Here is a 22,441-nt window from a genome sequence, read left to right on the forward strand (position 1 = left end):
GTTGAAGCGTAACCGCTGGGGCCGACCACTTCAGCGCCCCGTCCAGCACCATCCAGCCCGTCCAGCCCGTCCAGCCCGTCCAGCACGCGAGCACGAGCCGGCAAGCCGCCCCACCCCCACCCATTCGCTCCCGTTCCATCCCACCCACCCCGCCGCCGCCTTCACCCCGCCGCCCCCTCCACCCCGTCCGGCGTTTGAGGACGAGGCCGTCAAGGCCGAAGCGGCGGGCCTGGGGGGCGCAGCCCCCCAGATACGGGACGGGTAGGGGCGCAGGGGGCGAAAAAGACGGGCCCCGCACACCGTGGGGATGTGCGGGACCCGCCCGGCCGGAGCCCGGCGCCGTACGGAGGTCAGGTGCCGTACGGAACCGGAGGCTCCGGGGTCTTCGACCGGCGCACCGCGCCGGTCAGTCGCTGCGCCGCGTCACGAACTCCGCCAGCGCGAGGAGCCCACCCGCCGCCTCCGGATCGGGCACCGCCCGGGACAGCTCATGCATCGCCCGGGACATCCGGTCGACCGCCTGACCCTGCGCCCAGTCGCGACCACCCGCCCGCTCGACGGCGAGGACCGTACGCTCCAACTCCCCTTCTTCGTAAGGCACTCCGTACAGCTCGGCCAGTTCGCCGGCCGCCGACGTGCCCGAGGCGAGCGCGGCGACCACGGGCAGCGACTTCTTGCGGGCGACGAGATCCGCCCCGGCCGGTTTGCCGGTACGGCTCGGGTCCCCCCAGATCCCGATCACGTCGTCGATCAGCTGAAAGGCGAGCCCGGCCGCCCGGCCGAACGCGTCCAACGCCTCGACGTCCTCCTCGTCCGCCCCCGCGTACAGCGCCCCGAGCGCACAGGCGCAGCCGAGCAGCGCGCCCGTCTTCGCCTCGGCCATGGCGAGGCACTCGTCGAGGGTGACCTCACCGGGGCCACGCTTCTCCATGGCCGTGTCCGCGTGCTGTCCCGCGCACAGCTCGACCACGCAGGACGCGAGCCGGGCGGCAGCCGCCGAGGACGCCGGGTGCGGGTCCTCGGCGAGCAGCCGCTGGGCCAGCGCCTGCAGCGCGTCCCCGGCGAGGATCGCGTCGGCGTCGCCGAACACGGTCCAGGCGGTGGGGCGATGCCTGCGGGTGGCGTCCCGGTCCATGACGTCGTCGTGCAGCAGGGTGAAGTTGTGGATCAACTCCACGGCGGCGGCCGCCCGCACGGCCGCCGTGTGCTGCCCACCGAGCGCCCGGACCGCGGTCAGCACGAGCGCGGGCCGGATCGCCTTGCCCGCGTTGCCCGCCGCCGGAGTGCCGTCCGCGTGCTCCCAGCCGAAGTGGTAGAGCGCGATCCGGCGCATCGAGCCGGGCAGCGAGTCGATGGCCCTGCGCAGCTCGGGGTCGACCGACGCCCGGGCGCGCTCCAGGATGGCCGCCGCTTCCTGCCCTCCCCCACTCTCGGCTTCGCTCGAGCGGGGGGACCCCCACCGCGGGCTCGGTGGACCCTCCCTGTCCATGGGCCTCCCGATGGGGCTCCGCCTGTGCAGCATCCCGGTCGGGCTCTGCGTCGTCTCCGTCATGAACCCACCCGTGAACTCACCCCTGAACAACTCATCCATGGAATCGCCTCGGAGAGTCTGCGGACGGTGGCGCTTCCGCGGCCGCTGGGCGCGTACCCCCTCGATGTACCCGACCCGAAGGGCGGGAACACGGCGACCGCCGGCACGCGGAAGGTCACCGCCAGCGGCCGATCTCGACGTTCTCCAAGATGCCGAGCGCGTCCGGCACGAGCACCGCGGCCGAGTAGTACGCCGTCACCAGGTAGGAGATGATCGCCTGCTCGTTGATGCCCATGAAGCGCACCGACAGGCTCGGCTCGATCTCGTCCGGGATGCCCGCCTGCTGGAGCCCGATCACGCCCTGCTCGGCCTCGCCGGTACGCATAGCGATGATCGAGGTCGTACGGGTGTCGCTGACCGGGATCTTGTTGCACGGGAAGAGCGGCACCCCGCGCCAGGTCGGGATGCGGTTGCCCGCAATCTCGACACTCTCGGGGACGAGTCCGCGCTTGTTGCACTCGCGGCCGAACGCGGAGATCGCGCGCGGGTGGGCGAGGAAGAGCTTGGTGCCGCGCCTGCGGCTGAGCAGTTCGTCGAGGTCGTCGGGGCCGGGGACGCCGTCGTGCGGTTGCAGCCGCTGGTCGTACTCGCAGTTGTTGAGCAGTCCGAACTCCCGGTTGTTGATGAGCTCGTGCTCCTGGCGCTCCTTCAACGCCTCTACGGTGAGCCTCAGTTGCTGCTCGGTCTGGTTCATGGGCTGGTTGTAGAGGTCGGCCACGCGCGTGTGCAGGCGCAGTACGGTCTGGGCGATGCTCAGTTCGTACTCGCGCGGCGCGGCCTCGTAGTCGACGAAGGTGCCGGGGATGTCCGGCTCTCCGGTGTGGCCGGCCGAGAGGTCGATCTCCTTCTCGCCGTACTTGTTGGTGCGCTGCTCCGGAATCGCGCGCAGCTCCTGGAGGTGGGTGCGCAGGGACTCGGCGCGCTCCGCGACCTGTTCGAGGTCCTGGCGGGGCAGCGTGAGCACGGTGACCGCGGTGACGGCGCGGGCCGTGTACTCCCAGATGGCGTCCGGGTCGATGAGCGCCTGCTCCCCGAAGTACGCGCCGTCGGCGAGGACACCGAGCACCGCGTCGTCCCCGTAGGGGCCGGTGCCGATCTTCTCGACCTTGCCGTGCGCGAGCAGGAACACCTCGTCGGCCTGGCTGCCGAACGAGGCGAGCACTTCCCCTGGCGCGAACTCCCGCTGCTGGCAGCGCTGGGCGAGTTCGCCGAGCACCTCCTGATCCTCGTACGACCGCAGTACGGACAGCTCGCCAAGCTCCGCGGGGATGACCTGGATGCGGTCGCCGGTCTTCACGAACGTCACGCGGCCGTCGCCCACGGAGTAGCTGAGCCGCCGGTTCACGCGGTACGTGCCACCCTGCACGTTCACCCACGGCAGCATGCGCAGCAGCCACCGTGAGCTGATCTCCTGCATCTGGGGTGCGGACTTGGTGGTGGTGGCCAGGTTCCGCGCGGCGGATGTGCCGAGACTCTGCTGGGGCCTGCCCTGCTCCGCGCGGACGTCTTCGCCTACCGACATGAAAATTGCCCTCCCGGTCGTGCACTGATCTGCGGGGACAAGCCTTCCATCAAGGAACATGCCGGTGCTATTACACGAATGAGCGGGAATGGATCATTCGGGACTGGGCACACAGCGGAATTCTGTCCAGGGAACTCCAAGATCCGGCCAACCGTTTGCCCCTTTGACGGACAACGACAGGAGATGGCAGTGGCAGGCTTCCTGGACCGTGCGAAAGAACAGGCACAGCGCGGCCTCACACAGGGCAAGCAGAAGCTCGACGAGGTGCAGGCGCAGCGCGCCGGCGGCGACCTCCTCAAGAAACTGGGCGCGGCGTACTACGCGGAGCGGCGCGGCAGCGGCTCCCCCGAGGCGACACAACAGGCCCTGCAGGCCCTGGAGAGCCACATAGCGACGCACGGGGACGCGTTCCTGCGCGCCTGACCAGCCCATTCCTCTGCTGACCGGATCGGCTCGCACGCCGTGCGAACGAGTAGGCCCGGCCGCCCGATCACGGGTACAAGCTGCGGTACGAGACGGCCGCGACAGGTGGCCGGCGTGCAGCGCGAAGGAGGCGGTCATGGCCCCACCCATGTCCGCGGACAGTTTCCTGGACCGGCTCAGGGAGGCAGGCGTCACCGTCGTCGAGGTCGGCGACTGGGAGCATCACAACCGCAATCACAAGGGCCCGTGGGGTCCGGTGTACGGCGTGATGATCCACCACACGGTGACCTCCGGCAGCGAGCGCACCGTCGAGACCTGCCGCGAGGGCCACCCGGAGCTGCCCGGGCCGCTGTGCCACGGCGTCATCACCAAGGACGGCGTCATCCACCTCGTCGGCTACGGGAGGGCCAACCACGCGGGCCTGGGTGACGACGACGTCCTGCGCGCGGTGATCGCGGAGAAGGCGCTTCCGCACGACAACGAGGCGAACACCGACGGCAACCGCCACTTCTACGGCTTCGAGTGCGAGAACCTCGGCGACGGAAGGGACCCCTGGCCCGAGGCGCAACTGGACACCATCGAGAAGGTCTCCGCCGCGATCTGCCGCCACCACGGCTGGACCGAGCGCTCGGTCATCGGCCATCTCGAGTGGCAGCCCGGAAAGGTGGACCCCAGAGGATTCACGATGGACTCCCTGCGGGAGCGGATCCGCGACCGCCTGAAGTGACAAGCGGGCACGGGTGGCTGCCCCGCTCGCGGACAGATGTCCGACAATGGCGGGGTGACCAGCCCTGACGTCCCCGACGCTCCCGAAGCGCTCGGCCCGACGGCCCTGCGGCCGCGACTCCCGTCGCCGCTGCGCGAGGCCGCGGACGAGCGCTTCGCCCGCCAGGGCGTCCGGCTGCTGCTCAAGCGGGACGACCTGATCCACCCGGAGCTGATCGGCAACAAGTGGCGGAAGCTGACCCCGAACCTGGAGGCGGCGGCGGGCCGTACGGTGGTCACCTTCGGCGGGGCGTACTCGAACCATCTGCGCGCCACGGCCGCCGCCGGCCGCCTGCTGGGCCTGCCCACCCTGGGCATGATCCGCGGCCAGGAGTTGGCCGACCGTCCCTTCAACCCCTCGCTCGCCCGGTGCGCGGCCGACGGCATGCGGCTGCACTTCGTCGACAGATCGACATACCGCCGCAAAGCGGAGCCGGAGACGCTGGCCGGCATCCTGCGCACGGTGGGCGCCGAGGACGCCTACGTCGTGCCCGAGGGCGGCAGCAACTCCCTCGCCGTGCGCGGTTGCCGGGCACTCGGCGAGGAACTGCGCGACCACGGTGGCGTCGACGTGGCCGCCCTGGCCTGCGGCACCGGCGGCACCCTCGCGGGCCTGGCCGCCGGACTCGGCCCCGACCAGCGTGCCCTCGGCTTCCCCGTCCTCAAGGGCGGTTTCCTCAGCGCCGACATACAGGCCCTCCAGCAGGCCGCCTTCGGCACCCGCCGCGGCACCTGGTCCCTCGACGACCGCTTCCACTTCGGCGGCTACGCCCGCACCACCCCCGAACTCGACGCCTTCGCCGAGGACTTCGAGCACCGCCACGGTCTGGCCGTCGAACGTCTCTATGTCGCCAAGATGCTGTACGGACTTGTCGCCCTGGTGGAGGAGGGCGCGTTCCCCCGCGGGACGACGGTGGCGGCGGTGATCACCGGAGCGCCTTTCCCGGATTCGGGCTCGGGACCTCAGGCCGCCTCGCGATAGGCCGCCGCCTCCTCCAGGTCCAGTCGGCGCAGCAGGGTCCGCAGCATCTCGTCGTCGATGTAGCGCAGGTCCCGGAGCTTCACGAAGACCTCGCGTTCGGCGCTGATCATCTTGCGGGCCAGCCGGCGGTAGGTGTCGTCGGCGGTTTCGCCGGTGACCGGGTTCACCGCGCCGAGTCGCTCCCAGACGGCGTTGCGGCGCCGTTCCAGAACGGCGCGCAGGCGGTCGGCGAGGGGCGGGGGCAGGGCGTTGCGCTCGTCGGCGAGGAGTTCGTCGAGGCGTTGTTCGGCGGCCCGGGAGGCCTGCGCCTGGGCGTTGGCCTCGGCGAGCGTCTCGGCCTGCGGGTCGCGCCCCGGCAGCTTCAGGAGGCGGATCAGCGGGGGCAGCGTCAGCCCCTGCACGACCAGGGTCCCGATGACGGTGGTGAAGGTCAGGAAGAGGATCAGATTGCGATCGGGAAAGGCCCCGCCGCCATGCACGGTGAGCGGGATGGAGAAGGCGATGGCGAGCGAGACCACGCCCCGCATGCCGGCCCAGCCGATGATGAACGTCGCCTTCCAGGTGGGGTTCTCCTCGCGCTCCCGGATCCGCGCCGACAACAGCCGCGGCAGGAACGTCGCCGGATACACCCACACGAACCGGGACGCGACCACTACGAAGAACAGGGCCATCGCGTACCAGGCGGCACTTGTGCCCTGGTACTGCCCGAGCCCCTTGAGGACGACCGGCAGCTGCAGTCCGATCAGTGCGAACACCGCCGACTCCAGGATGAACGCGACCATCTTCCAGACCGCCTCCTCCTGGAGCCGGGTCGCGAAGTCGACCTCCCAGGAACGGTGTCCGAGGTAGAGGGCGACGACGACCACCGCGAGCACCCCGGAGGCGTTCACCTGCTCGGCGATCCCGTACGCGACGAAGGGGATCAGCAAAGAGAGGGTGTTCTGGAGAAGCGCCTCCTTCAGGTGGGTGCGCAGCCAGTGCAGCGGCAGCATCAGGACGAGCCCGACAGCCACACCGCCGACCGACGCGAGCAGGAACTCGCGGACGCCGCCCGCCCACGTCGCACCCTCGCCGATCGCGGCGGCGAGCGCCACCTTGTAGGCGGTGATCGCGGTCGCGTCGTTCACCAGGGACTCGCCCTGGAGGATGGTGGTGATCCGCGAGGGCAGGCCCACGCGACGTGCGACCGCCGTGGCGGCGACCGCGTCCGGCGGGGCCACCACGGCCCCGAGAACCAGCGCCGCGGGCAGCGGCAGGCTCGGCACGATCAGATACACGGCCCAGCCGACCACGAGGGTCGCGAAGAGGACGTACCCGACCGACAACAGCGCGACGGGCCGCAGTTGCGCCCGCAGATCGAGATACGAGCTGTCGGTGGCCGCCGTGTACAGCAGCGGGGGGAGCAGCAGCGGGAGCACGACCTCGGGGTCGAGCTCGTAAGGGGGCACCCCCGGGACGTACGAGACCGCCAGGCCCACCGCGACGAGCAGGAGCGGTGCGGGGACCGGCGTGCGGCGTGCGGCCCCGGCGACCGCCGCGCTGCCCGCGACCAGCAACAGCAGTGGCAAAACGTGCATCTCTTCCGCCCGCCCTCGTTTTCGCGCGGCTTCCCGCACACCCGACGTAACCTGGCAATCATGAAACAGTGCACGCACGCCGCCGCGCTGCCGCACCTCGAGCCCAAGCCCTTGAGCGAGACCTGTCTGGAGTGTCTGGCCGCCGGCACGCATCCGGTGCAGCTTCGCCTGTGTCTGGAGTGCGGGCACCTCGGCTGCTGCGACTCCTCACCGCTGCGTCACGCGACGGAGCACTTCAAGGACACCGGGCACCCGATCATGCGCACTTTCGAGCTTGGGGAGGACTGGCGTTGGTGCTTCGTCGACCACGTCCTTGTATGACGCGTGGACGGCATACTGAAAGGACTCGTGGATCACGTACGTGTGTGACCCTCGATCCCGACGGTTCGACCGTCTGACGCCTGGGTACGTCAACCCGGCGCGCGCTCTTCCTATTTGGGCCCGCAGACCCCTAGCCACTGTCCGTACTCATAGGCTTACTATGAGTGACAGCAAGGGGGCGGGGTCCCCAGGACAGGAAAGTTGGGAGCGCGGTAGCGTCACCGCTGAACCACGTACCGCGTTACCCCGGGGGGCGACCCTCGGCCCCGAGAGAGCTCGAATGAGCTTGTACCACCATGGAGGTGAGGGTGTCCCAGATCGCAGGCGAGCCCGCGACGAAGGACTTCGTGGAAGTCCGGCTGCCGGCCGCGGGTGCCTACCTGTCGGTGCTGCGCACGGCTACGGCCGGGCTTGCGGCCCGTTTGGACTTCACCCTCGACGAGATCGAGGACCTGCGCATCGCGGTCGACGAGGCCTGCGCGATCCTGCTGCAGCAGGCCGTCCCCGGCTCGGTGCTCAGCTGTGTCTTCCGGCTCATCGACGACTCTCTGGAGGTCACGGTCTCGGCCCCGACCACGGACGGTCACGCCCCCTCCCGGGACACCTTCGCGTGGACCGTCCTCTCGGCCCTCGCCGGCAAGGTCGACTCGACCGTCGCCGAGGACAAGACCGTTTCGATCAGCCTCTACAAACAGCGCGGCGCGGGACCCGGGCCGGCGTGAGGAACGGGGACGGGCCGGTGCAGGACGAAGAGCGCGGCACACGGGAGCTTCCCGCCGAGCGTGTCGACGGCCTCGGCGGGCCGCGGCGCACGGTGGAAGGCGTCGACGGCATCCCCGAGCAGGCCCGACCGCACCCGGAGGACGGCGCCTCCTCCGCCGCATCCGAAGCGCCGATCGACGAGCACGAACGGGAGAAGCTCTCCGGCCAGGACGACGGGCAACGGGATCCGGAGGGTGCCGCGCGGAGCACGTCCTCGGAGGGGCGACGGCTGGTGACGGGCGGGACTATGAGCGAGCACGAGCGAGACGACGAGCTGGGAGCGCAGAGCGTGCAGGGCGCGCAGCACGGGCCGAGCGCCCAGCACATCCAGCACGACCCCCAGGACCGCAGCGGGGCACGGGCGATGTTCATCGAGCTGCGCAAGCTGACGGAGGGCAGCGCCGAGTACGCCGAGTTGCGCAACCAGCTGGTCCGCATGCATCTGCCCCTCGTCGAACACCTGGCACGCCGCTTCCGCAACCGCGGGGAGCCGCTGGACGACCTCACCCAGGTCGCCACCATCGGCCTGATCAAGTCGGTCGACCGCTTCGACCCGGAGCGCGGCGTCGAGTTCTCGACGTACGCGACCCCGACCGTAGTCGGCGAGATCAAGCGGCACTTCCGCGACAAGGGCTGGGCGGTGCGGGTGCCGCGCCGGCTGCAGGAACTGCGGCTCGCGCTCACCACGGCGACCGCCGAGCTCTCGCAGCTGCACGGCCGCTCCCCCACGGTCCACGAGCTGGCCGAGAAGCTGGCCATCTCGGAGGAGGAGGTCCTGGAGGGCCTGGAGTCCGCCAACGCGTACTCCACGCTGTCCCTGGATGTCCCCGACACGGACGACGAGTCCCCGGCCGTCGCGGACACCCTGGGCGCCGAGGACGAGGCCCTGGAGGGCGTCGAGTACCGGGAATCGTTGAAACCGCTGCTCGAAGACCTCCCCCCGCGCGAGAAGCGCATCCTGCTGCTGCGCTTCTTCGGCAACATGACGCAGTCGCAGATCGCGCAGGAGGTCGGCATCTCCCAGATGCACGTGTCGCGGCTGCTGGCCCGCACGCTGGCGCAGCTGCGGGAGAAGCTCCTCGTGGAGGAGTGAGACCATCCGGAGTGAGACCGGCCGGAGTACCAGCCGGAGTAAGACCAGCCGGAGTGAGACCGGTTACTTCTCGTCCTGTACGTCCCTGCCGGGCCCTCGGATTCCGAGGGCCCGCGTCGTTGCCGGGTTCACCAGCAGCACCAGGGCCGCGATCGCGACGACCGCCAGGGCGATGCCGCCGGGGATCGCGACACTGTCGGCCTGGAGCAGGTTGTAGGCCACGGGCAGCGCCATGATCTGGGTGATGACGGCCGGGCCCCGGCTCCAGCCGCGGCGCAGCAGCAGTCCGCGCGCGGCCAGCAGGGGCAGCAGCGCGAGCACGATCAGCGTGACGCCGCCGGTGACCGCCTGCTGCCGGTCGTCGGGGTCGCCCGTGAGACCCAGGACGAGCATGTAGCCGCCGCCCGCCACTAGGGCCAGCCCCTCCAGCGCGGCCAGCGCCGCCGCGGCGGTCAGCCGCCCGGGGCGGGGTTCTGCGGTGGGGGCGTCGGGGGTGGGGTTCTGCTCAGGGCTCACCCCTGAAGAGTAGCCGTCGGCTCTGGGCCGCCGACCGCGCCGGGTGTACAGACGCACGTCACCGGGTGGGCAGACTCACGTCCTCATCTCTTACCTGATCCCTACCTCGGTCTGGGATGAGTACCACCCAGTAGGTACGCTGCATCGCATGCGTGCACTTCTCGTGGTCAATCCGGCAGCAACCACCACGAGTGCGCGCACGCGTGACGTCTTGATCCACGCGCTGGCCAGTGAGATGAAGCTGGAGGCGGTCACCACCGAGTATCGCGGGCACGCCCGGGACCTCGGCCGGCAGGCCGCGGAGAGCAAGGACATCGACCTGGTCGTGGCCCTCGGCGGCGACGGCACGGTCAACGAGGTCGTGAACGGCCTGCTCCACCACGGCCCCGATCCGGAGCGCCTGCCGCGCCTCGCCGTGGTCCCCGGCGGCTCCACCAATGTCTTCGCCCGCGCCCTGGGCCTGCCCAACGACGCCGTGGAGGCCACCGGCGCACTGCTGGACGCGCTGCGCGAGGAGCGCGAGCGCACGATAGGCCTGGGCCTGGCCGCGGGCACTCCCGGCACGGAGGACGAGGCCGTGCCCTCCCGCTGGTTCACGTTCTGCGCGGGACTCGGCTTCGACGCGGGCGTGATCGGCCGGGTCGAGCAGCAGCGCGAGCGCGGCAAGCGCTCCACGCATGCGCTGTATCTGCGCCAAGCGGTGCGCACGTTTTTGGACGAACCGCACCGCAGACACGGAACGATCACACTGGAGCGCCCCGGCGCGGACCCGGTCACCGATCTGGTCCTGTCCATAATCTGCAATACCTCGCCGTGGACGTTTCTCGGCAATCGTCCGGTGTACGCCGCGCCTAAGGCCTCGTTCGATACCGGGCTCGACGTACTCGGTCTCAGCCGCATGTCGACGACCGCTGTTGCCCGGTATGCCACGCAGTTGCTCACTTCGTCCCCCGAGCGCGGACCCCATGGCAAGCACGCTCTGTCCCTGCATGACTTGACAGACTTCACCTTGCATTCGAAGGTGCCGCTGCCCCTTCAGATGGACGGCGACCACCTCGGGCTGCGAACCAGCGTGACGTTCACAGGCGTACGCCGTGCACTGCGTGTGATTGTGTGAGCGGAAGGGCCCAAAGTCCTTTCACTCGAACGTTTAGGCCAGGATCCACCCCATGGAAGTACGGCTGTGACCTAGTCGACACCGAGGAATCAAAAAAAACTTTCCTGAAGGGGTTGTATCCGCCGCTGAGGTTTGCGAGTCTCTACGTGGCGCTCGGGACGGCCCGCAACATCGGCCACCGCAGAGAGCCAGAACCCCTCCTCAAATCACAGGACCACGCCAGTCCGTCTGGTAGTCGGCCCTTCACTTGTTGAGGGATTCGTGAAAGCGTTCACATTCACAAGCAACCTGCATGTAATACCAAGGAGAGGTAGCAGCCATGGACTGGCGTCACAACGCCGTTTGCCGCGAGGAAGACCCCGAGCTCTTCTTCCCCATCGGCAACACCGGTCCTGCGCTGCTGCAGATCGAGGAAGCCAAGGCCGTCTGCCGCCGCTGCCCCGTCATGGAGCAGTGCCTGCAGTGGGCGCTCGAGTCCGGCCAGGACTCCGGCGTCTGGGGTGGCCTCAGCGAGGACGAGCGCCGCGCCATGAAGCGCCGCGCCGCCCGCAACCGGGCCCGTCAGGCCTCCGCCTGACACCCCACCCCGCACGAGCCTGAGCTTGGCGGCGCGTACAGCGAGTACGCATCTCCCGCCCCCGAGCCGCAGCGCGCAGTACCCCCGATGCGCATAGCAACGTGAGCGTGAGCCCCGGACCACCCAGTGGTCCGGGGCTCATTGCTGTTTGCAGCCGCAGGGATTGCTACTGAGCCTTGGCCACTTGTGCGACTGCCTCGGTCACTTGTGGGCCCGCACCGGGATGTCCAGGATCACCCGCGTACCGCGCTCGGGAGCGGCCACCATGTCGAAGGTGCCGCCCAACTCGCCCTCCACCAGCGTCCGTACGATCTGCAGGCCGAGGTTGCCCGAGCGGTGCGGGTCGAAGCCCTCGGGCAGACCGACTCCGTCGTCCTGGACGGTGACCAGCAGCCGGGCGTCCTTGGTGGTGCCGCCGCGCACGGCCGCGACCTCGACCGTGCCCCGGTCGCCCTCGCGGAAGCCGTGCTCCAGGGCGTTCTGGAGAATTTCGGTGAGGACCATGGAGAGCGGGGTCGCGACCTCGGCGTCCAGGATGCCGAACCGGCCGGTGCGCCGGCCGGTGACCTTGCCGGGCGAGATTTCGGCGACCATGGCGAGCACCCGGTCGGCGATCTCGTCGAACTCCACGCGCTCGTCCAGGTTCTGGGACAGCGTCTCGTGCACGATCGCGATCGAACCGACCCGGCGTACGGCTTCCTCCAGAGCCTCCCGGCCCGTGTCCGAGTCGATGCGCCGGGCCTGCAGCCGCAGAAGTGCCGCCACCGTCTGAAGGTTGTTCTTCACCCGGTGATGAATCTCCCGGATGGTCGCGTCCTTGGTGATCAACTCGCGCTCGCGGCGCCGCAGTTCGGTGACGTCGCGCAGCAGTACGAGGGAACCGACCCGCGTGCCCTTGGGCTTGAGCGGGATCGCACGCAGCTGGATCACCCCGTCACCGCTCTCGATCTCGAACTCGCGGGGCGCCCAGCCGCTGGCGACCTTGGACAGTGCCTCGTCCACCGGACCGCGGGAAGGGGCGAGTTCGGCGGTGGTCACACCGAGGTTGTGGCCCACCAGGTCGGCGGCCAGGCCGAGGCGGTGGTACGCCGACAGCGCGTTCGGCGAGGCGTACTGGACGATGCCGTCCGCGTCGAGCCGGATCAGCCCGTCGCCCACCCGCGGCGAGGCGTCCATGTCGACCTGCTGGTCGGGGAACGGGAAGGTGCCCGCCGCGATCATCTGGGCGAGGTCGGAGGCGCTCTGGAGGTACGTCAGCTCCAGCCGGCTCGGGGTGCGCACGGTGAGGAGGTTGGTGTTCCGGGCGATGACACCGAGGACGCGCCCCTCACGCCGTACGGGAATGGACTCGACCCGGACCGGAACCTCCTCGCGCCACTCCGGGTCGCCCTCGCGCACGATCCGGCCCTCGTCGAGCGCCGCGTCCAGCATGGGACGGCGGCCGCGCGGGACGAGGTGGCCGACCATGTCGTCCTGGTACGAGGTGGGGCCGGTGTTGGGCCGCATCTGGGCGACGGAGACATAGCGGGTGCCGTCGCGCGTGGGGACCCACAGGACGAGGTCGGCGAAGGAGAGGTCGGAGAGCAGCTGCCACTCCGAGACCAGCAGATGCAGCCACTCGAGATCGGAGTCACCGAGGGCGGTGTGCTGGCGTACGAGGTCGTTCATGGAGGGCACGTCTGCGAGCGTACCCGGCGGATACGACAGGCCCCGAAATCAGCCGTCGGCACCGGCTCCGGAAACACCCGCGGGCCGCGGCGCCTGGGAGGGACCCTCAACCCTCCCGGCACCGCAGCCCGGAGCAACAACGGCCGTGGGGTGTGCGGTCCCGGTCGGCCGAAGAGAGGAGCCGGAGCAGTCAGGGCAGAGAGCGCCGGTTCCTCGGTCCGCCTTCCTGTGCGGGGAAGACGGAGGCTTGTTCACTTGCCTTCAATGCCTTCAGTTGCCAAAGCATTGTGGACTAGACCATGGTCCTGCGTCCATGCGCCTTCTGTCCATGCGTCGGCGGATGTTTGTTGTTGTCTGTTTATCCAACATCCAAAGGCATCCATCACGCAGACTAACCCGCTTCGGTTCATGGACGGGCCCGATTGGCCGATGAGTCGGCCCGGATCGGCGCATGACGGCCGCCGCTGCGGCTCATGGCCGGGGCCAGAGCGTCATGGCGAGTTCGGCGAGGGCCTCCAGTTCCGCCCTGGTGGCGCCGTCGCGGGCCTGCTGGCTCATGCCCTGGATGATCGCTCCGGTGTGCCGGGCGAGGGCGGCCGCGTTCATGCCGGCGGGCAGTTCGCCCGCGGCGATCCCCGCTTTTATACGACTCTCGAACGCGGCGATGTTGGCGTTGCGCCGCTCTCGCAGGGACTCCTCCACCTCCGGTGAGGTGCAGTTGGTGGCCGCGTGGATGACCAGGCAGCCGTGCGGATGGCCCGGGGCCGTGTACTCGACCGCGGCCTCGCGCAGCATCCGCTCGACCGCGCCACGGGCCGTGGGCTCCTCGGCCAGCGCGCGTTCGCCGAACGAGCCGTACCTCGTGCCGTACTCGCGCACGACCTCGTCGAAGAGCGACCTCTTGTCGCCGAACGCCGCGTACAGGCTCGGTGCGCCGATACCCATGACGCGCGTGAGGTCGGAGACGGAGGTCGCCTCGTACCCGTGCTCCCAGAACGCGAGGATCGCCTTCTCCAGCGCGGTCTCACGGTCGAAGGAACGGGGGCGGCCGCGCTGCCTGGTCACCTTGACGTCCTCATGCCGGGCCGCGCCCGCCTCGGTCTGCTGCCTGCTCGCCATGAGGAGGATTTTATAGCGGACGCTAGAGAAATGTCAGTGGGTCGTTGTACGGTTTTTCTGTAGCGGTCACTAGTGAAATGTGAAGGGGGGCGCCGACATGGGCGTGCTCAGGGGCAGGACGGCACTCGTCACGGGCGGCGGCAGGGGCATCGGGCGGGGCATCGCCGAGCGGCTCGGACAGGACGGCGCGCGGGTGGCCGTGCACTACGGCAGCAACGAGGCGGCGGCGAAGGAGACGGTCGCCGCGATCGAGGCGACGGGAGGGTCGGCGTTCGCGATCGGGGTGAAGCTGGGGCGGCCGGGCGACGCGAAGGCCCTGTGGGAGGCCTTCGACCGGCAGGCGGACGGGCTGGACATCCTGGTGAACAACGCGGGGATCGGTACGTCGCGCTCCCTCGAGGAGATCGACGAGACGGAGTACGACAGGGTCTTCGCGGTGAACGTGAAGGCGCCGCACTTCATCGTCAAGCACGGTCTGGACCGCCTGCGGGATGGCGGGCGGGTCATCAACATCTCCTCCGGTCTCGCTCGGACCGCCGTCATGCCGGACAAGATGGCGTACGCGATGACCAAGGGCGCCCTGGATGTCTTCACCCGGGACCTGTCCAAGGTGCTCGGCCCTCGGGGGATCACCGTGAACTCGGTGGCGCCCGGCATCATCGACACCGACAACACTGCCGAGTTGCTGCACGGGACCGAGGACGGATGGGCGCAGGCCTCGGCGATATCGGCACTGGGCCGGGTGGGGATGCCGGCCGATGTGGCCGACGTGGTGGCGTTCCTGGCCTCGGACGACGGGCGGTGGATCACGGGGAGTTGGGTGGATGCGACGGGGGGTTCGCTGACGTAGGGCCCGCCGTGGCCGAGGTGTTGGACCGGGCGGATGCCGAGGCGCCGTGCCGGGCGGGATGGCGAGGTGCCGGGTCCGGCGGGATGCCGGCGTGCCGGGTCCGGCGGGCCCTGAGTCTCAGCGGGTCTCCGTCACCTTCGCGAGGGCGCGCGGCGCGTCCGGGTCCTGGCCGCGGGCGATGGTGACCTCGTAGGCCAGGAGCTGGAGGGGGAGGATCTCCAGGATCGGCTGGACCTCTTCGGCGACGCCCTCGGTCGGCAGGACGAAACCGGCCGATGCCTGTTCGACCTGGGCCCGGGGGCCGATGACGACAAGGTCGGCGCCGCGGCCGCGCAGTCGGTCGAGCACGGGCTGGAGCGCTTCGCCGCCCTTGCCGTCCGTGACGACCGCGATGACCGGCGAGATGTTGTCGACCATGGCGAGGGGACCGTGCAGGAGGTCGGCGCCGGAGTACGAGAGAGCGGGGATGTAGCTGGTCTCCATCAGCTTCAGGGCGGCTTCCTTGGCGGTGGGGTAGCCGTAGCCGCGCGAGGTGATCACCATGCGCTCGGCGAAGCGGTAGCGCGAGGCGAGGGTCCTGACCTCGTCCTGGCGGGCAAGGAGACCGGCGGCGAGGTCGGGCAGCACCTTCGCGGGAGCGCCGTCGCCGCCACGCAGGCCTTCGACGAAGAGATAGAGAGCGAGAAGGGAGGCCGTATAGGTCTTGGTGGCGGGGAGGGCCTTCTCCGGTCCGGCCATGATGTCGATGTGGTACTCGGAGACGGCGGCCAGCGGTGAGTCCGGGTTGTTGGTCACCGCGAGGGTGATGGCACCGGCCTCGCGGGCAGCCCGGGTCGAGGCGACCAGGTCCGGGGAGCCGCCGGACTGACTGACGGTGATCACCAGGACGTCGGTGAGATCGGGGTGCGCGCCGTACGCCGTGGTCGTCGACATCGAGGTGAGCCCGCAGGGCAGGCCCAGGCGGATCTCCAGGAGGTACTTCGCGTACAGGGCGGCGTTGTCGGAGGTGCCGCGGGCCGTGAGCAGCACGAAGCGCGGCTTACGGGAGGCGATCTGCCGGGCCATGTCCTGGATCCGGGGCGCGCCCGCGTCGAGGATCCGCCGCAGCACGTCGGGCTGTTCGGCCATCTCCCGGGCCATGATCCGGCCCGGGCGGTCTGCCTGGGATGCGCCATGGGACGCGCCCTGGGGGTGATGCGGGGGCGTGGCGGTCATGGGTGCCTCCTTGTGTGCGGTGTGCGGCGTGTGCGGTGCGGCGTGTGCGGTGCGGCGTGTGCGGTGCGGTGTGTGCGGTGCGGTGTGCCGTCTGCGGCGTACGTCGGTGTGCGCTGTGCCGTGTGCCGTGTGCCGTGTGCCGTGTGCCGTGTGCGGCGTGAGTCGGTGTGCGGTTTCCATTGCACTCCCCCTGGTGGGGGCTCGCGCGTCCGGGTGGGGCCTTCGGGGCGACGGGCGGGTGACGCTCTGCTAGATTGGTCTATACCACATGTGTCCCCTTTCGGGTTCCAGTTGAGTCCCCTGAGTCCCCTCTCCAGATCGGCAGGCCCAGCGTGGAAGTTGTCATCGTCCCGGACGCCAAGGCGGGCGGCGAGCTGATCGCCGAGGCCATGGCCGAGCTGCTCCGGCGCAAGCCCGACGCCCTGCTCGGCGTGGCCACCGGCTCGACTCCGCTGCCCATTTACGAGGCTCTGGCGGCCAAGGTGAGCTCCGGTGCCGTGGACGCCTCGGGCGCGCGGATCGCGCAGCTCGACGAGTACGTGGGGCTGCCGGCCGAGCATCCCGAGTCATACCGTTCCGTGCTGCGGCGGGAGGTGCTGGAGCCGCTGAGCCTGGGCATGGACGCGTTCATGGGGCCGGACGGCACCGCGCGGGATGTGCAGGCCGCGTGCGAGGCGTACGACAAGGCGCTGGCGGAGGCCGGTGGGGTGGATCTGCAGCTGCTCGGGATCGGGACGGACGGGCACATCGGCTTCAACGAGCCGTGCTCCTCGCTCGCCTCACGGACCCGGATCAAGACGCTGACGGAGCAGACCCGAGTCGACAACGCGCGGTTCTTCGAGGGCGACATCGAGCAGGTGCCGCACCACGTCATCACCCAGGGCATCGGCACGATTCTGGAAGCGCGGCATCTGGTGCTGCTCGCGACGGGTGAGGGCAAGGCGGACGCGGTTGCCGCGACTGTGGAGGGGCCGGTCGCCGCGGTCTGCCCCGCTTCGGCCCTTCAGCTTCACCCGCACACCACGGTCGTCGTGGACGAGGGGGCGGCTTCCAAGCTGAAGCTTGCGGATTACTTCCGGCATACGTTTGCCAACAAGCCGGAGTGGCAGGGGATTTAGGCCGGCTGATGCCGTGCGAAGGCGCCGGGCACCTTTTCTTGGGGTGTCCGGCGCCTTCGCACATCTCGTGCCCGGGTACTGGCGCGGGTGCGGCCCGGTGTGTGGGTGCCCACCCGTTCCGCCCTGCGGAACGGGTGCCCGCACACCGCGCTCAAGCGCCCGTGATGACCTCCGCCGCCGCTAGGCCGCATACCCTCGCCGCGCCATGGGTGGCGATGTGGAGGGCGCCACGGGGTGGGGACTGGGGTACGCCCATCTCGACCACGATGGTGTCGGGGCGGGCCGCGAGGAGGGCGTCGAGGGCGGCTGCCATCCAGGAGTGGCGGTGTTCGTCGCGGACGACGGCGACGATGCGGCGGGAGCCCGCGGCGGCGAGGGCCGAGGGGCCCGCGTCCTCGCCGGTGAAGCTGCCGGTCTCCGTGCCGGGGAGCATGCGGGCCAGTTCCGCCGCGACGCCCCAGGGGGTCTCGTCGCCGACGGCGATGTTCGCGACCGGGGTGAGGGCGGCGACGTACGGGGCCTCGGTGAGCGGCGCGTACGTCTCGGAGTGGGTCACCGTGAGCGCGCGCCGGGCGGCCACGAGGCCGACCTCGACACGATCACTCGCGCCCGCACCCACTCCCGTACCAGCACCAGCACCAGCACCGGTAAGTACGCCGGCTCCACCGCCCGCATGCGCACCCCCGGAAGAAGCCGTCCAACGAGCCAGTTCCCGCATCCGGCTCGCCGCGTCCGCGAGGCGTTCCTCGGGGAGTTCGCCGGTACGGACGGCGGAGACGAGGGCGTCGCGCAGGCGGCGTACCGTGTCGTCGTCCGCCAGTCCCCCGCCCACGCAGATCGCGTCGGCGCCCGCGGCGATGGCGAGGACGCTGCCGCGTTCGATGCCGTAGGTCGCGGCGATGGCCTGCATCTCCATGCCGTCGGTGACGATGAGGCCCTCGTAGCCGAGTTCCTCGCGGAGCAGGCCGGTGAGGATGCGGCGGGAGAGGGTGGCCGGGCGGCCGGGGTCCAGGGCGGGGACCAGGATGTGCGCGCTCATCACGGCGCGGGTACCGGCGGCGATCGCGGCCCGGAACGGGGCGAGTTCGCGGCCCTCCAGCACCGGCAACTCGGCGTCGATGCGTGGCAGCGCGTGGTGCGAGTCGACCGCCGTGTCGCCGTGGCCCGGGAAGTGCTTGGTGCAGGCGGCGACGCCGGCCGCCTGGAGTCCGGTGACGTAGGCCGCCGTGTGCCGGGCCACCAGGTCGGTGTCGGCGCCGAAGGACCGTACGCCGATGACCGGGTTTCCCGGATTGGAGTTGACGTCGGCGGACGGGGCCCAGTTGAGGTTCACGCCGCAGGCGGCCAGGCGGCGGCCGAGCTCGAAGGCGACATCGCGTGTGAGCGATACGTCGTCCACGGCGCCCAGCGCGTGGTTGCCCGGAAAGGACGAACCCGTCCGCACCTCCAGGCGGGTGACATCACCCCCCTCCTCGTCGATCGCGACGAGCACGTCGTCGCGTTCGGCGCGCAACTGGCTGGTCAGGGCCGCCAGTTGCCCGGGCGAGGCGATATTGCGGCCGAACAGGCCGACCGAGGCGAGGCCTTGGCCGAGGCGGCGGAGCAGCCAGTCGGGGGCCGTGGTTCCCGTGAAGCCGGGCTGGAGGACGGTCAGGGCGTCACGGGTCAGGCCATCTTTTTCTGAATTGGACGCAGCGGTACCACTGGCGAGTGTCGTCATCGGGGTGGCGTTATCCCTTCACGGCGCCTGCGACGAGGCCGCTGACGGCCTTTCGCTGCAGGAAGACGAAGAGGATCAGGATCGGTACGGCGAACAGCGAGGCCGCTGCCATGGTGGCACCCCAGTCGTCGCCGAAGGTCGTCTGGAAGCTGAACAGCCACAGCGGGAGGGTCTGGGCCTGGATGTCCTTGTTGAGGATGAGGACCATGGGGAACTCGTTCCAGGCGGTGATGAACCCGAAGAGCGAGGTGGCCATCAGGCCGGGCGCGAGCAGCGGGAAGATCACCTTGATGAAGGCCTGGGTGCGGGTGCAGCCGTCGACCATGGCCGACTCCTCCAGCTCCTTCGGCACGGCGGCGACGTATCCGCGCAGGGTCAGGATGGTGAAGGGCAGCACCATGACCATGTAGAAGAAGGTCAGCGGGACCAGGCTGTTCAGCATCTCGGCGTCACGCACGATCATGTAGACCGCGATGACCATGACCTCCCAGGGGGCCATCTGCGCGATCATGAACGTGACGATGAAGCCGCGCCGCCCCCTGAACCGCATCCGCGCGAGCGCGAAGGACGCGAGCAGCGCGATGACGAGCGACAGGACCACCGACAGCACGGTGACCGTCACGGAGTTGCCGACCAGCGTCCAGAAGTGGTCCGCGTCCACGGCTTTCTTGAAGTGCTCGAGCGTGACGTCGGTCGGGAAGAAGACGGGGTCCTCGGCGATGATGTCGCCGGTCGGCTTGAAGGCCGTGGCGAACATCCAGTAGACGGGGAACGCGAAGACCACGAAGAGGACGATCGCTGTCGCGTTGGGCCAGAGACGGCGGATTGCCGAAGAAGCAGTGCGCTTCACAGCTCGTCCTCCTCCTGCTTGAGCACGGTGCGCAGGTAGTACGCGGTCAGGGCCAGCAGGATCAGGATGGTGAGGAACGAGATCGCCGCGCCCATCCCGAAGTGCTGGTTGCCGACACCTTCGACGAAGGCGTAGATCGGCAGGGTCTCGGTGAGCCGGTTGGGGCCGCCCTCGTTCATCGCGAAGATCTGTGGGAACGCCTTGAAGATCCAGATGACCTCCAGGAACGTCGTGGCCCACAGGAACGGCCGCAGGAACGGGAAGGTCACCGAGGTGAAGGACTGCCAGGCGCCGGCGCCGTCCAGCGAGGCGGCCTCGTACAGCTCCTTGGAGATCGTGGTCGTCGCGGCGTAGAGGTTGATCGCCACGAACGGGATGGACTGCCAGACGATCAGCAGGGTGACCACGGAGAAGGTGGAGAACTGCGTGCCGAGCCAGTTGTAGTCGGCCATCGAGTGCCAGCCGAGCTTGTCCAGGACCCAGTTGACGACGCCGAAGCGCTGCGCGAAGAGCCACTGGTAGACGGTGGTGGCCGCGATCACGGGCATCGCCCAGGCCAGCACCAGGCCGAGCATCAGCGTCAGCCGCATGCGCCTGCCGAGCCTGGCCAGGAGCAGGCCGACTAGGGTGCCGAGCAGCATGATGAGGACGACGTTGGCGGCGGTGAAGACGACCGACCGTCCGACGACCTTCCAGAAGTCGGAACCGGACAGCACGTCCTTGTAGTTGTCGATCCCGTTCCACTCGGTGAGGTGGAGGATCAGCTGCCGCGGGTTGAGGTTCTGGAACGACAGCATGCCGTTCTTCACCAGCGGCCAGCCCAGGAGCACCACGGTGGCTGCCAACGCCGGCAGCAGGAGCAGATAGGGCGCGGACGCGCCGCCTCGTCCCCTGGTCCGGCTCTCCCCGTCTCCCGGTGGGGATGCGTCACTCTTGCGGATCCCGGCCGCCGGGACCGTGTCCGCGCGTTCGGTCTGCACTGACATGCTCGCCATCTCTCTGTGGCCCTACTGGTCGATGCACCACTGCTCGATGCACCACTGCGTCGGGGCGCCCTCTTCGGGGCGCCCCGGCACGGGTGATCAGCTCGTCTGCGAGAGACGCTTGTTGATCTCGGCCTCGACCTGCTTGGCGGCGTCGGCGGGCGACTTACCGTTGAGCACCGCGGTCATGTAGGTCTTGATCGGGTTCGGGGCGTTCTCGACGGCGGCCCACGCGGGGATCAGCGGCGTGGTGCCACCGCCGGCGGCGGCCGGGGCGGCGGCCACGGCGGCGGGGTTGGCCGAGAGGTTGGTCTGCAGCGACTCCTTGTTCGGGATGACGCCGTTCTCCTTGGCCAGCGCGCCCTCGAACTTGTCGGACAGGGCCAGCTTCAGGAACTCCTTGGCGAGCTCCTGCTTCTTGCTGCCGGCGGCCACCGCGAAGTTGGAGCCGCCCAGGAAGACGCCCTCGGGCTTGTCGGCCGTCTCACCCGGGATGGTGAAGTAGCCGATGTTCTTCTCGATGCCCTTGTTGGCCGCGATGGCCGTGCCGGCCTCCCAGCCCATGCCGATGAAGGCGCCGGTCTTGCCCTTGGCGAAGACCTCGGCCTGCTGCGGGGTCGCCTCGTCCTTGTCCTTGGGGGCCTTGGAGTAGGACTGGTACTCCTTGTAGATCTCCATGGCCTTGCCGACCTTCGGGTCGGCGAGGTTGGAGACGTACTTGTCGCCGTCCTTCTTCACCAGGTCGGCGCCCTGGCCGATGGTCAGGCCGTCGAAGAAGTACCAGTTCTGGCCGGGCAGGTAGATCGGCTCGGCGTCGGTCTTCTTGTCGATGGCCTGAAGGTCCTTGAAGAACTCGTCCCGGGTCTTCGGGGTGTCCTTGATGCCGGCGTCCGCCCAGACCTTCTTGTTGTAGATGACGACGCGGTTGGCGAAGTACCACGGGGCCGCGTACTGCTTGCCCTCGTAGACCGAGGAATTGTTCAGGGCCGCCGTCCAGTCGGCACCGATCTCCGACTTGAGGTCCGACAGGTCCGCGAGACCGCCGGTGGCCGCGTAGGCGGGGGTCTGGGTGTTGCCGACCTCGATGACGTCCGGCGGATTGTCCTCGGAGAGCGCGGTGGTGATCTTCTGCTGGATGCCGTTCCACTGCTGGGTCTGGAACTTCAGCTTGGCGCCGGTCTTCTTCTCGAAGGCCGCCGTCAGATCCTTGGTCCAGCCGGGAGGCGTCGAACCGTCCATGGCCCAGACGGTCAGGGTCTGCCCCTTGAAGCCGTCGGCACCCGCCTTCTTGCCACTGTCGCCGTCGTCGCCCCCGCACGCCGCGATGGAGACCATCATGCCCGCGATACCGATCGCGGCTATCAGCTTGCGCTTCACGCCACCCTCCTCAGGGATGCCACAAACCCCCCTGGCTCCCCGCGGTGACATATGACGTGTACCGCCCGTGGGGCCGGGACTGGACCAATGGTGTAGACCAGTACGGGGAGCTTGGCCTAGACCTAGAGGGGTGTCAAGGAGTTCGCGAGCCCTCCCACCGTCCGTTATGGGACCTACATATGCAGGGACCTTTAAGTAGGTAACCGACATAAATAACGGCGTCGTTCGCGCGCCCAGGGGTGGACCACTTCAGCGCGGTGGACTAGACCAACAGGGACGCCGACGGTATATAGAG

At 69.5% G+C, this 22,441-nt stretch carries 21 protein-coding genes; 10 read left to right on the top strand and 11 right to left on the bottom strand.

Translation table 11 applies throughout. The annotated features are described in order from the left end of the window. Positions 1-406: 406 nt before the first annotated feature. Together ACZ4RZ_RS00915 and ACZ4RZ_RS00920 are read right to left on the bottom strand one after the other, a co-directional pair. Entirely contained in the window at positions 407-1,552 is a 1,146-nt protein-coding gene (locus tag ACZ4RZ_RS00915; RefSeq protein WP_467740747.1) for a family 2 encapsulin nanocompartment cargo protein polyprenyl transferase, read from the bottom strand. A 154-nt stretch (positions 1,553-1,706) separates the two neighbouring features. Then, the gene (locus tag ACZ4RZ_RS00920; protein ID WP_467740749.1) at positions 1,707-3,113 is read right to left on the bottom strand and encodes a family 2B encapsulin nanocompartment shell protein; all 1,407 of its coding nucleotides are present in this window, start codon (positions 3,111-3,113) and stop codon (positions 1,707-1,709) included. A gap of 189 nt (positions 3,114-3,302) precedes the next feature. On the opposite strand from ACZ4RZ_RS00920, the gene ACZ4RZ_RS00925 reads away from it, so the two are divergent. The 3 genes from ACZ4RZ_RS00925 (at position 3,303) to ACZ4RZ_RS00935 (ending at position 5,283) form a co-directional block, all read left to right on the top strand. Further along, positions 3,303-3,536 carry a hypothetical protein gene (locus ACZ4RZ_RS00925; protein ID WP_467740751.1) on the top strand — a complete coding sequence of 78 codons (234 nt, stop codon included), beginning with the start codon at positions 3,303-3,305 and terminating at the stop codon, positions 3,534-3,536. 136 nt (positions 3,537-3,672) lie between these two features. Continuing rightward, entirely contained in the window at positions 3,673-4,263 is a 591-nt protein-coding gene (locus ACZ4RZ_RS00930; protein WP_467740753.1) for an N-acetylmuramoyl-L-alanine amidase, read from the top strand. A gap of 36 nt (positions 4,264-4,299) precedes the next feature. Further along, positions 4,300-5,283, top strand: a complete 984-nt coding sequence (locus ACZ4RZ_RS00935; protein ID WP_467740755.1) for a 1-aminocyclopropane-1-carboxylate deaminase/D-cysteine desulfhydrase — start codon at positions 4,300-4,302, stop codon at positions 5,281-5,283. Here ACZ4RZ_RS00935 and ACZ4RZ_RS00940 read toward each other — a convergent pair. Beyond that, complete coding sequence (locus ACZ4RZ_RS00940) at positions 5,265-6,860, bottom strand: Na+/H+ antiporter (protein WP_467740757.1); 1,596 nt, start codon at positions 6,858-6,860, stop codon at positions 5,265-5,267. The genes ACZ4RZ_RS00935 and ACZ4RZ_RS00940 overlap by 19 nt on opposite strands. A 60-nt stretch (positions 6,861-6,920) precedes the next feature. Here ACZ4RZ_RS00940 and ACZ4RZ_RS00945 point away from each other — a divergent pair, with 60 nt between their 5' ends. The 3 genes from ACZ4RZ_RS00945 to ACZ4RZ_RS00955 all read left to right on the top strand — a co-directional run bounded on the left by ACZ4RZ_RS00945 (position 6,921) and on the right by ACZ4RZ_RS00955 (position 9,036). Further along, entirely contained in the window at positions 6,921-7,181 is a 261-nt protein-coding gene (locus ACZ4RZ_RS00945) for a UBP-type zinc finger domain-containing protein (RefSeq protein WP_467740759.1), read from the top strand. A 308-nt stretch (positions 7,182-7,489) separates the two neighbouring features. After that, complete coding sequence (locus ACZ4RZ_RS00950) at positions 7,490-7,903, top strand: ATP-binding protein (protein ID WP_054228129.1); 414 nt, start codon at positions 7,490-7,492, stop codon at positions 7,901-7,903. Continuing rightward, positions 7,900-9,036: an RNA polymerase sigma factor SigF gene (locus tag ACZ4RZ_RS00955; protein ID WP_467740761.1), complete on the top strand. Its 1,137-nt coding sequence runs from the start codon at positions 7,900-7,902 to the stop codon at positions 9,034-9,036. Before ACZ4RZ_RS00950 ends, ACZ4RZ_RS00955 begins: the two co-directional genes overlap by 4 nt. Before the next feature lie 63 nt (positions 9,037-9,099). Here the strand turns inward: ACZ4RZ_RS00955 and ACZ4RZ_RS00960 are convergent, their stop codons facing one another. Continuing rightward, positions 9,100-9,552, bottom strand: a complete 453-nt coding sequence (locus ACZ4RZ_RS00960; protein ID WP_467740763.1) for a hypothetical protein — start codon at positions 9,550-9,552, stop codon at positions 9,100-9,102. Between the two features lie 148 nt (positions 9,553-9,700). On the opposite strand from ACZ4RZ_RS00960, the gene ACZ4RZ_RS00965 reads away from it, so the two are divergent. Beyond that, a complete protein-coding gene (locus tag ACZ4RZ_RS00965; protein WP_467740764.1) occupies positions 9,701-10,669 on the top strand; it encodes a diacylglycerol/lipid kinase family protein in 969 nt (322 codons plus the stop codon). A 319-nt stretch (positions 10,670-10,988) separates the two neighbouring features. Then, positions 10,989-11,246 carry a WhiB family transcriptional regulator gene (locus tag ACZ4RZ_RS00970; protein ID WP_016639615.1) on the top strand — a complete coding sequence of 86 codons (258 nt, stop codon included), beginning with the start codon at positions 10,989-10,991 and terminating at the stop codon, positions 11,244-11,246. Positions 11,247-11,447: 201 nt separating this feature from the next. Here the strand turns inward: ACZ4RZ_RS00970 and ACZ4RZ_RS00975 are convergent, their stop codons facing one another. Both ACZ4RZ_RS00975 and ACZ4RZ_RS00980 read right to left on the bottom strand, forming a co-directional pair. Continuing rightward, entirely contained in the window at positions 11,448-12,914 is a 1,467-nt protein-coding gene (locus tag ACZ4RZ_RS00975; protein WP_467741914.1) for a sensor histidine kinase, read from the bottom strand. A gap of 471 nt (positions 12,915-13,385) precedes the next feature. Continuing rightward, complete coding sequence (locus tag ACZ4RZ_RS00980) at positions 13,386-14,033, bottom strand: TetR/AcrR family transcriptional regulator (protein WP_467740766.1); 648 nt, start codon at positions 14,031-14,033, stop codon at positions 13,386-13,388. 97 nt (positions 14,034-14,130) lie between these two features. Here ACZ4RZ_RS00980 and ACZ4RZ_RS00985 point away from each other — a divergent pair, with 97 nt between their 5' ends. Next, positions 14,131-14,883, top strand: coding sequence for an SDR family oxidoreductase (locus tag ACZ4RZ_RS00985; RefSeq protein WP_467740768.1), 753 nt, complete (start codon positions 14,131-14,133; stop codon positions 14,881-14,883). A gap of 117 nt (positions 14,884-15,000) precedes the next feature. Here the strand turns inward: ACZ4RZ_RS00985 and ACZ4RZ_RS00990 are convergent, their stop codons facing one another. Next, complete coding sequence (locus tag ACZ4RZ_RS00990; RefSeq protein ID WP_467740770.1) at positions 15,001-16,098, bottom strand: SIS domain-containing protein; 1,098 nt, start codon at positions 16,096-16,098, stop codon at positions 15,001-15,003. Positions 16,099-16,430: 332 nt separating this feature from the next. Between ACZ4RZ_RS00990 and nagB the strand changes: the two genes are divergently transcribed. Then, the gene (nagB, locus tag ACZ4RZ_RS00995; RefSeq protein WP_467740772.1) at positions 16,431-17,216 is read left to right on the top strand and encodes a glucosamine-6-phosphate deaminase; all 786 of its coding nucleotides are present in this window, start codon (positions 16,431-16,433) and stop codon (positions 17,214-17,216) included. A 151-nt stretch (positions 17,217-17,367) separates the two neighbouring features. Here the strand turns inward: nagB and ACZ4RZ_RS01000 are convergent, their stop codons facing one another. The 4 genes from ACZ4RZ_RS01000 to ACZ4RZ_RS01015 form a co-directional block, all read right to left on the bottom strand. Continuing rightward, positions 17,368-18,936, bottom strand: a complete 1,569-nt coding sequence (locus tag ACZ4RZ_RS01000; protein WP_467740774.1) for a glycoside hydrolase family 3 protein — start codon at positions 18,934-18,936, stop codon at positions 17,368-17,370. 10 nt (positions 18,937-18,946) lie between these two features. Further along, positions 18,947-19,786 carry a carbohydrate ABC transporter permease gene (locus tag ACZ4RZ_RS01005; protein WP_467740776.1) on the bottom strand — a complete coding sequence of 280 codons (840 nt, stop codon included), beginning with the start codon at positions 19,784-19,786 and terminating at the stop codon, positions 18,947-18,949. Continuing rightward, entirely contained in the window at positions 19,783-20,772 is a 990-nt protein-coding gene (locus tag ACZ4RZ_RS01010; protein ID WP_467740778.1) for a carbohydrate ABC transporter permease, read from the bottom strand. The genes ACZ4RZ_RS01005 and ACZ4RZ_RS01010 overlap by 4 nt, the downstream gene beginning before the upstream one ends. Before the next feature lie 96 nt (positions 20,773-20,868). Then, positions 20,869-22,146 (bottom strand): extracellular solute-binding protein, encoded by a 1,278-nt coding sequence (locus tag ACZ4RZ_RS01015; protein ID WP_467740780.1) that lies wholly within the window; start codon positions 22,144-22,146, stop codon positions 20,869-20,871. Positions 22,147-22,441: the final 295 nt, after the last annotated feature.

The sequence above is a fragment of the Streptomyces sp. NPDC027189 genome (genome assembly GCF_055566975.1).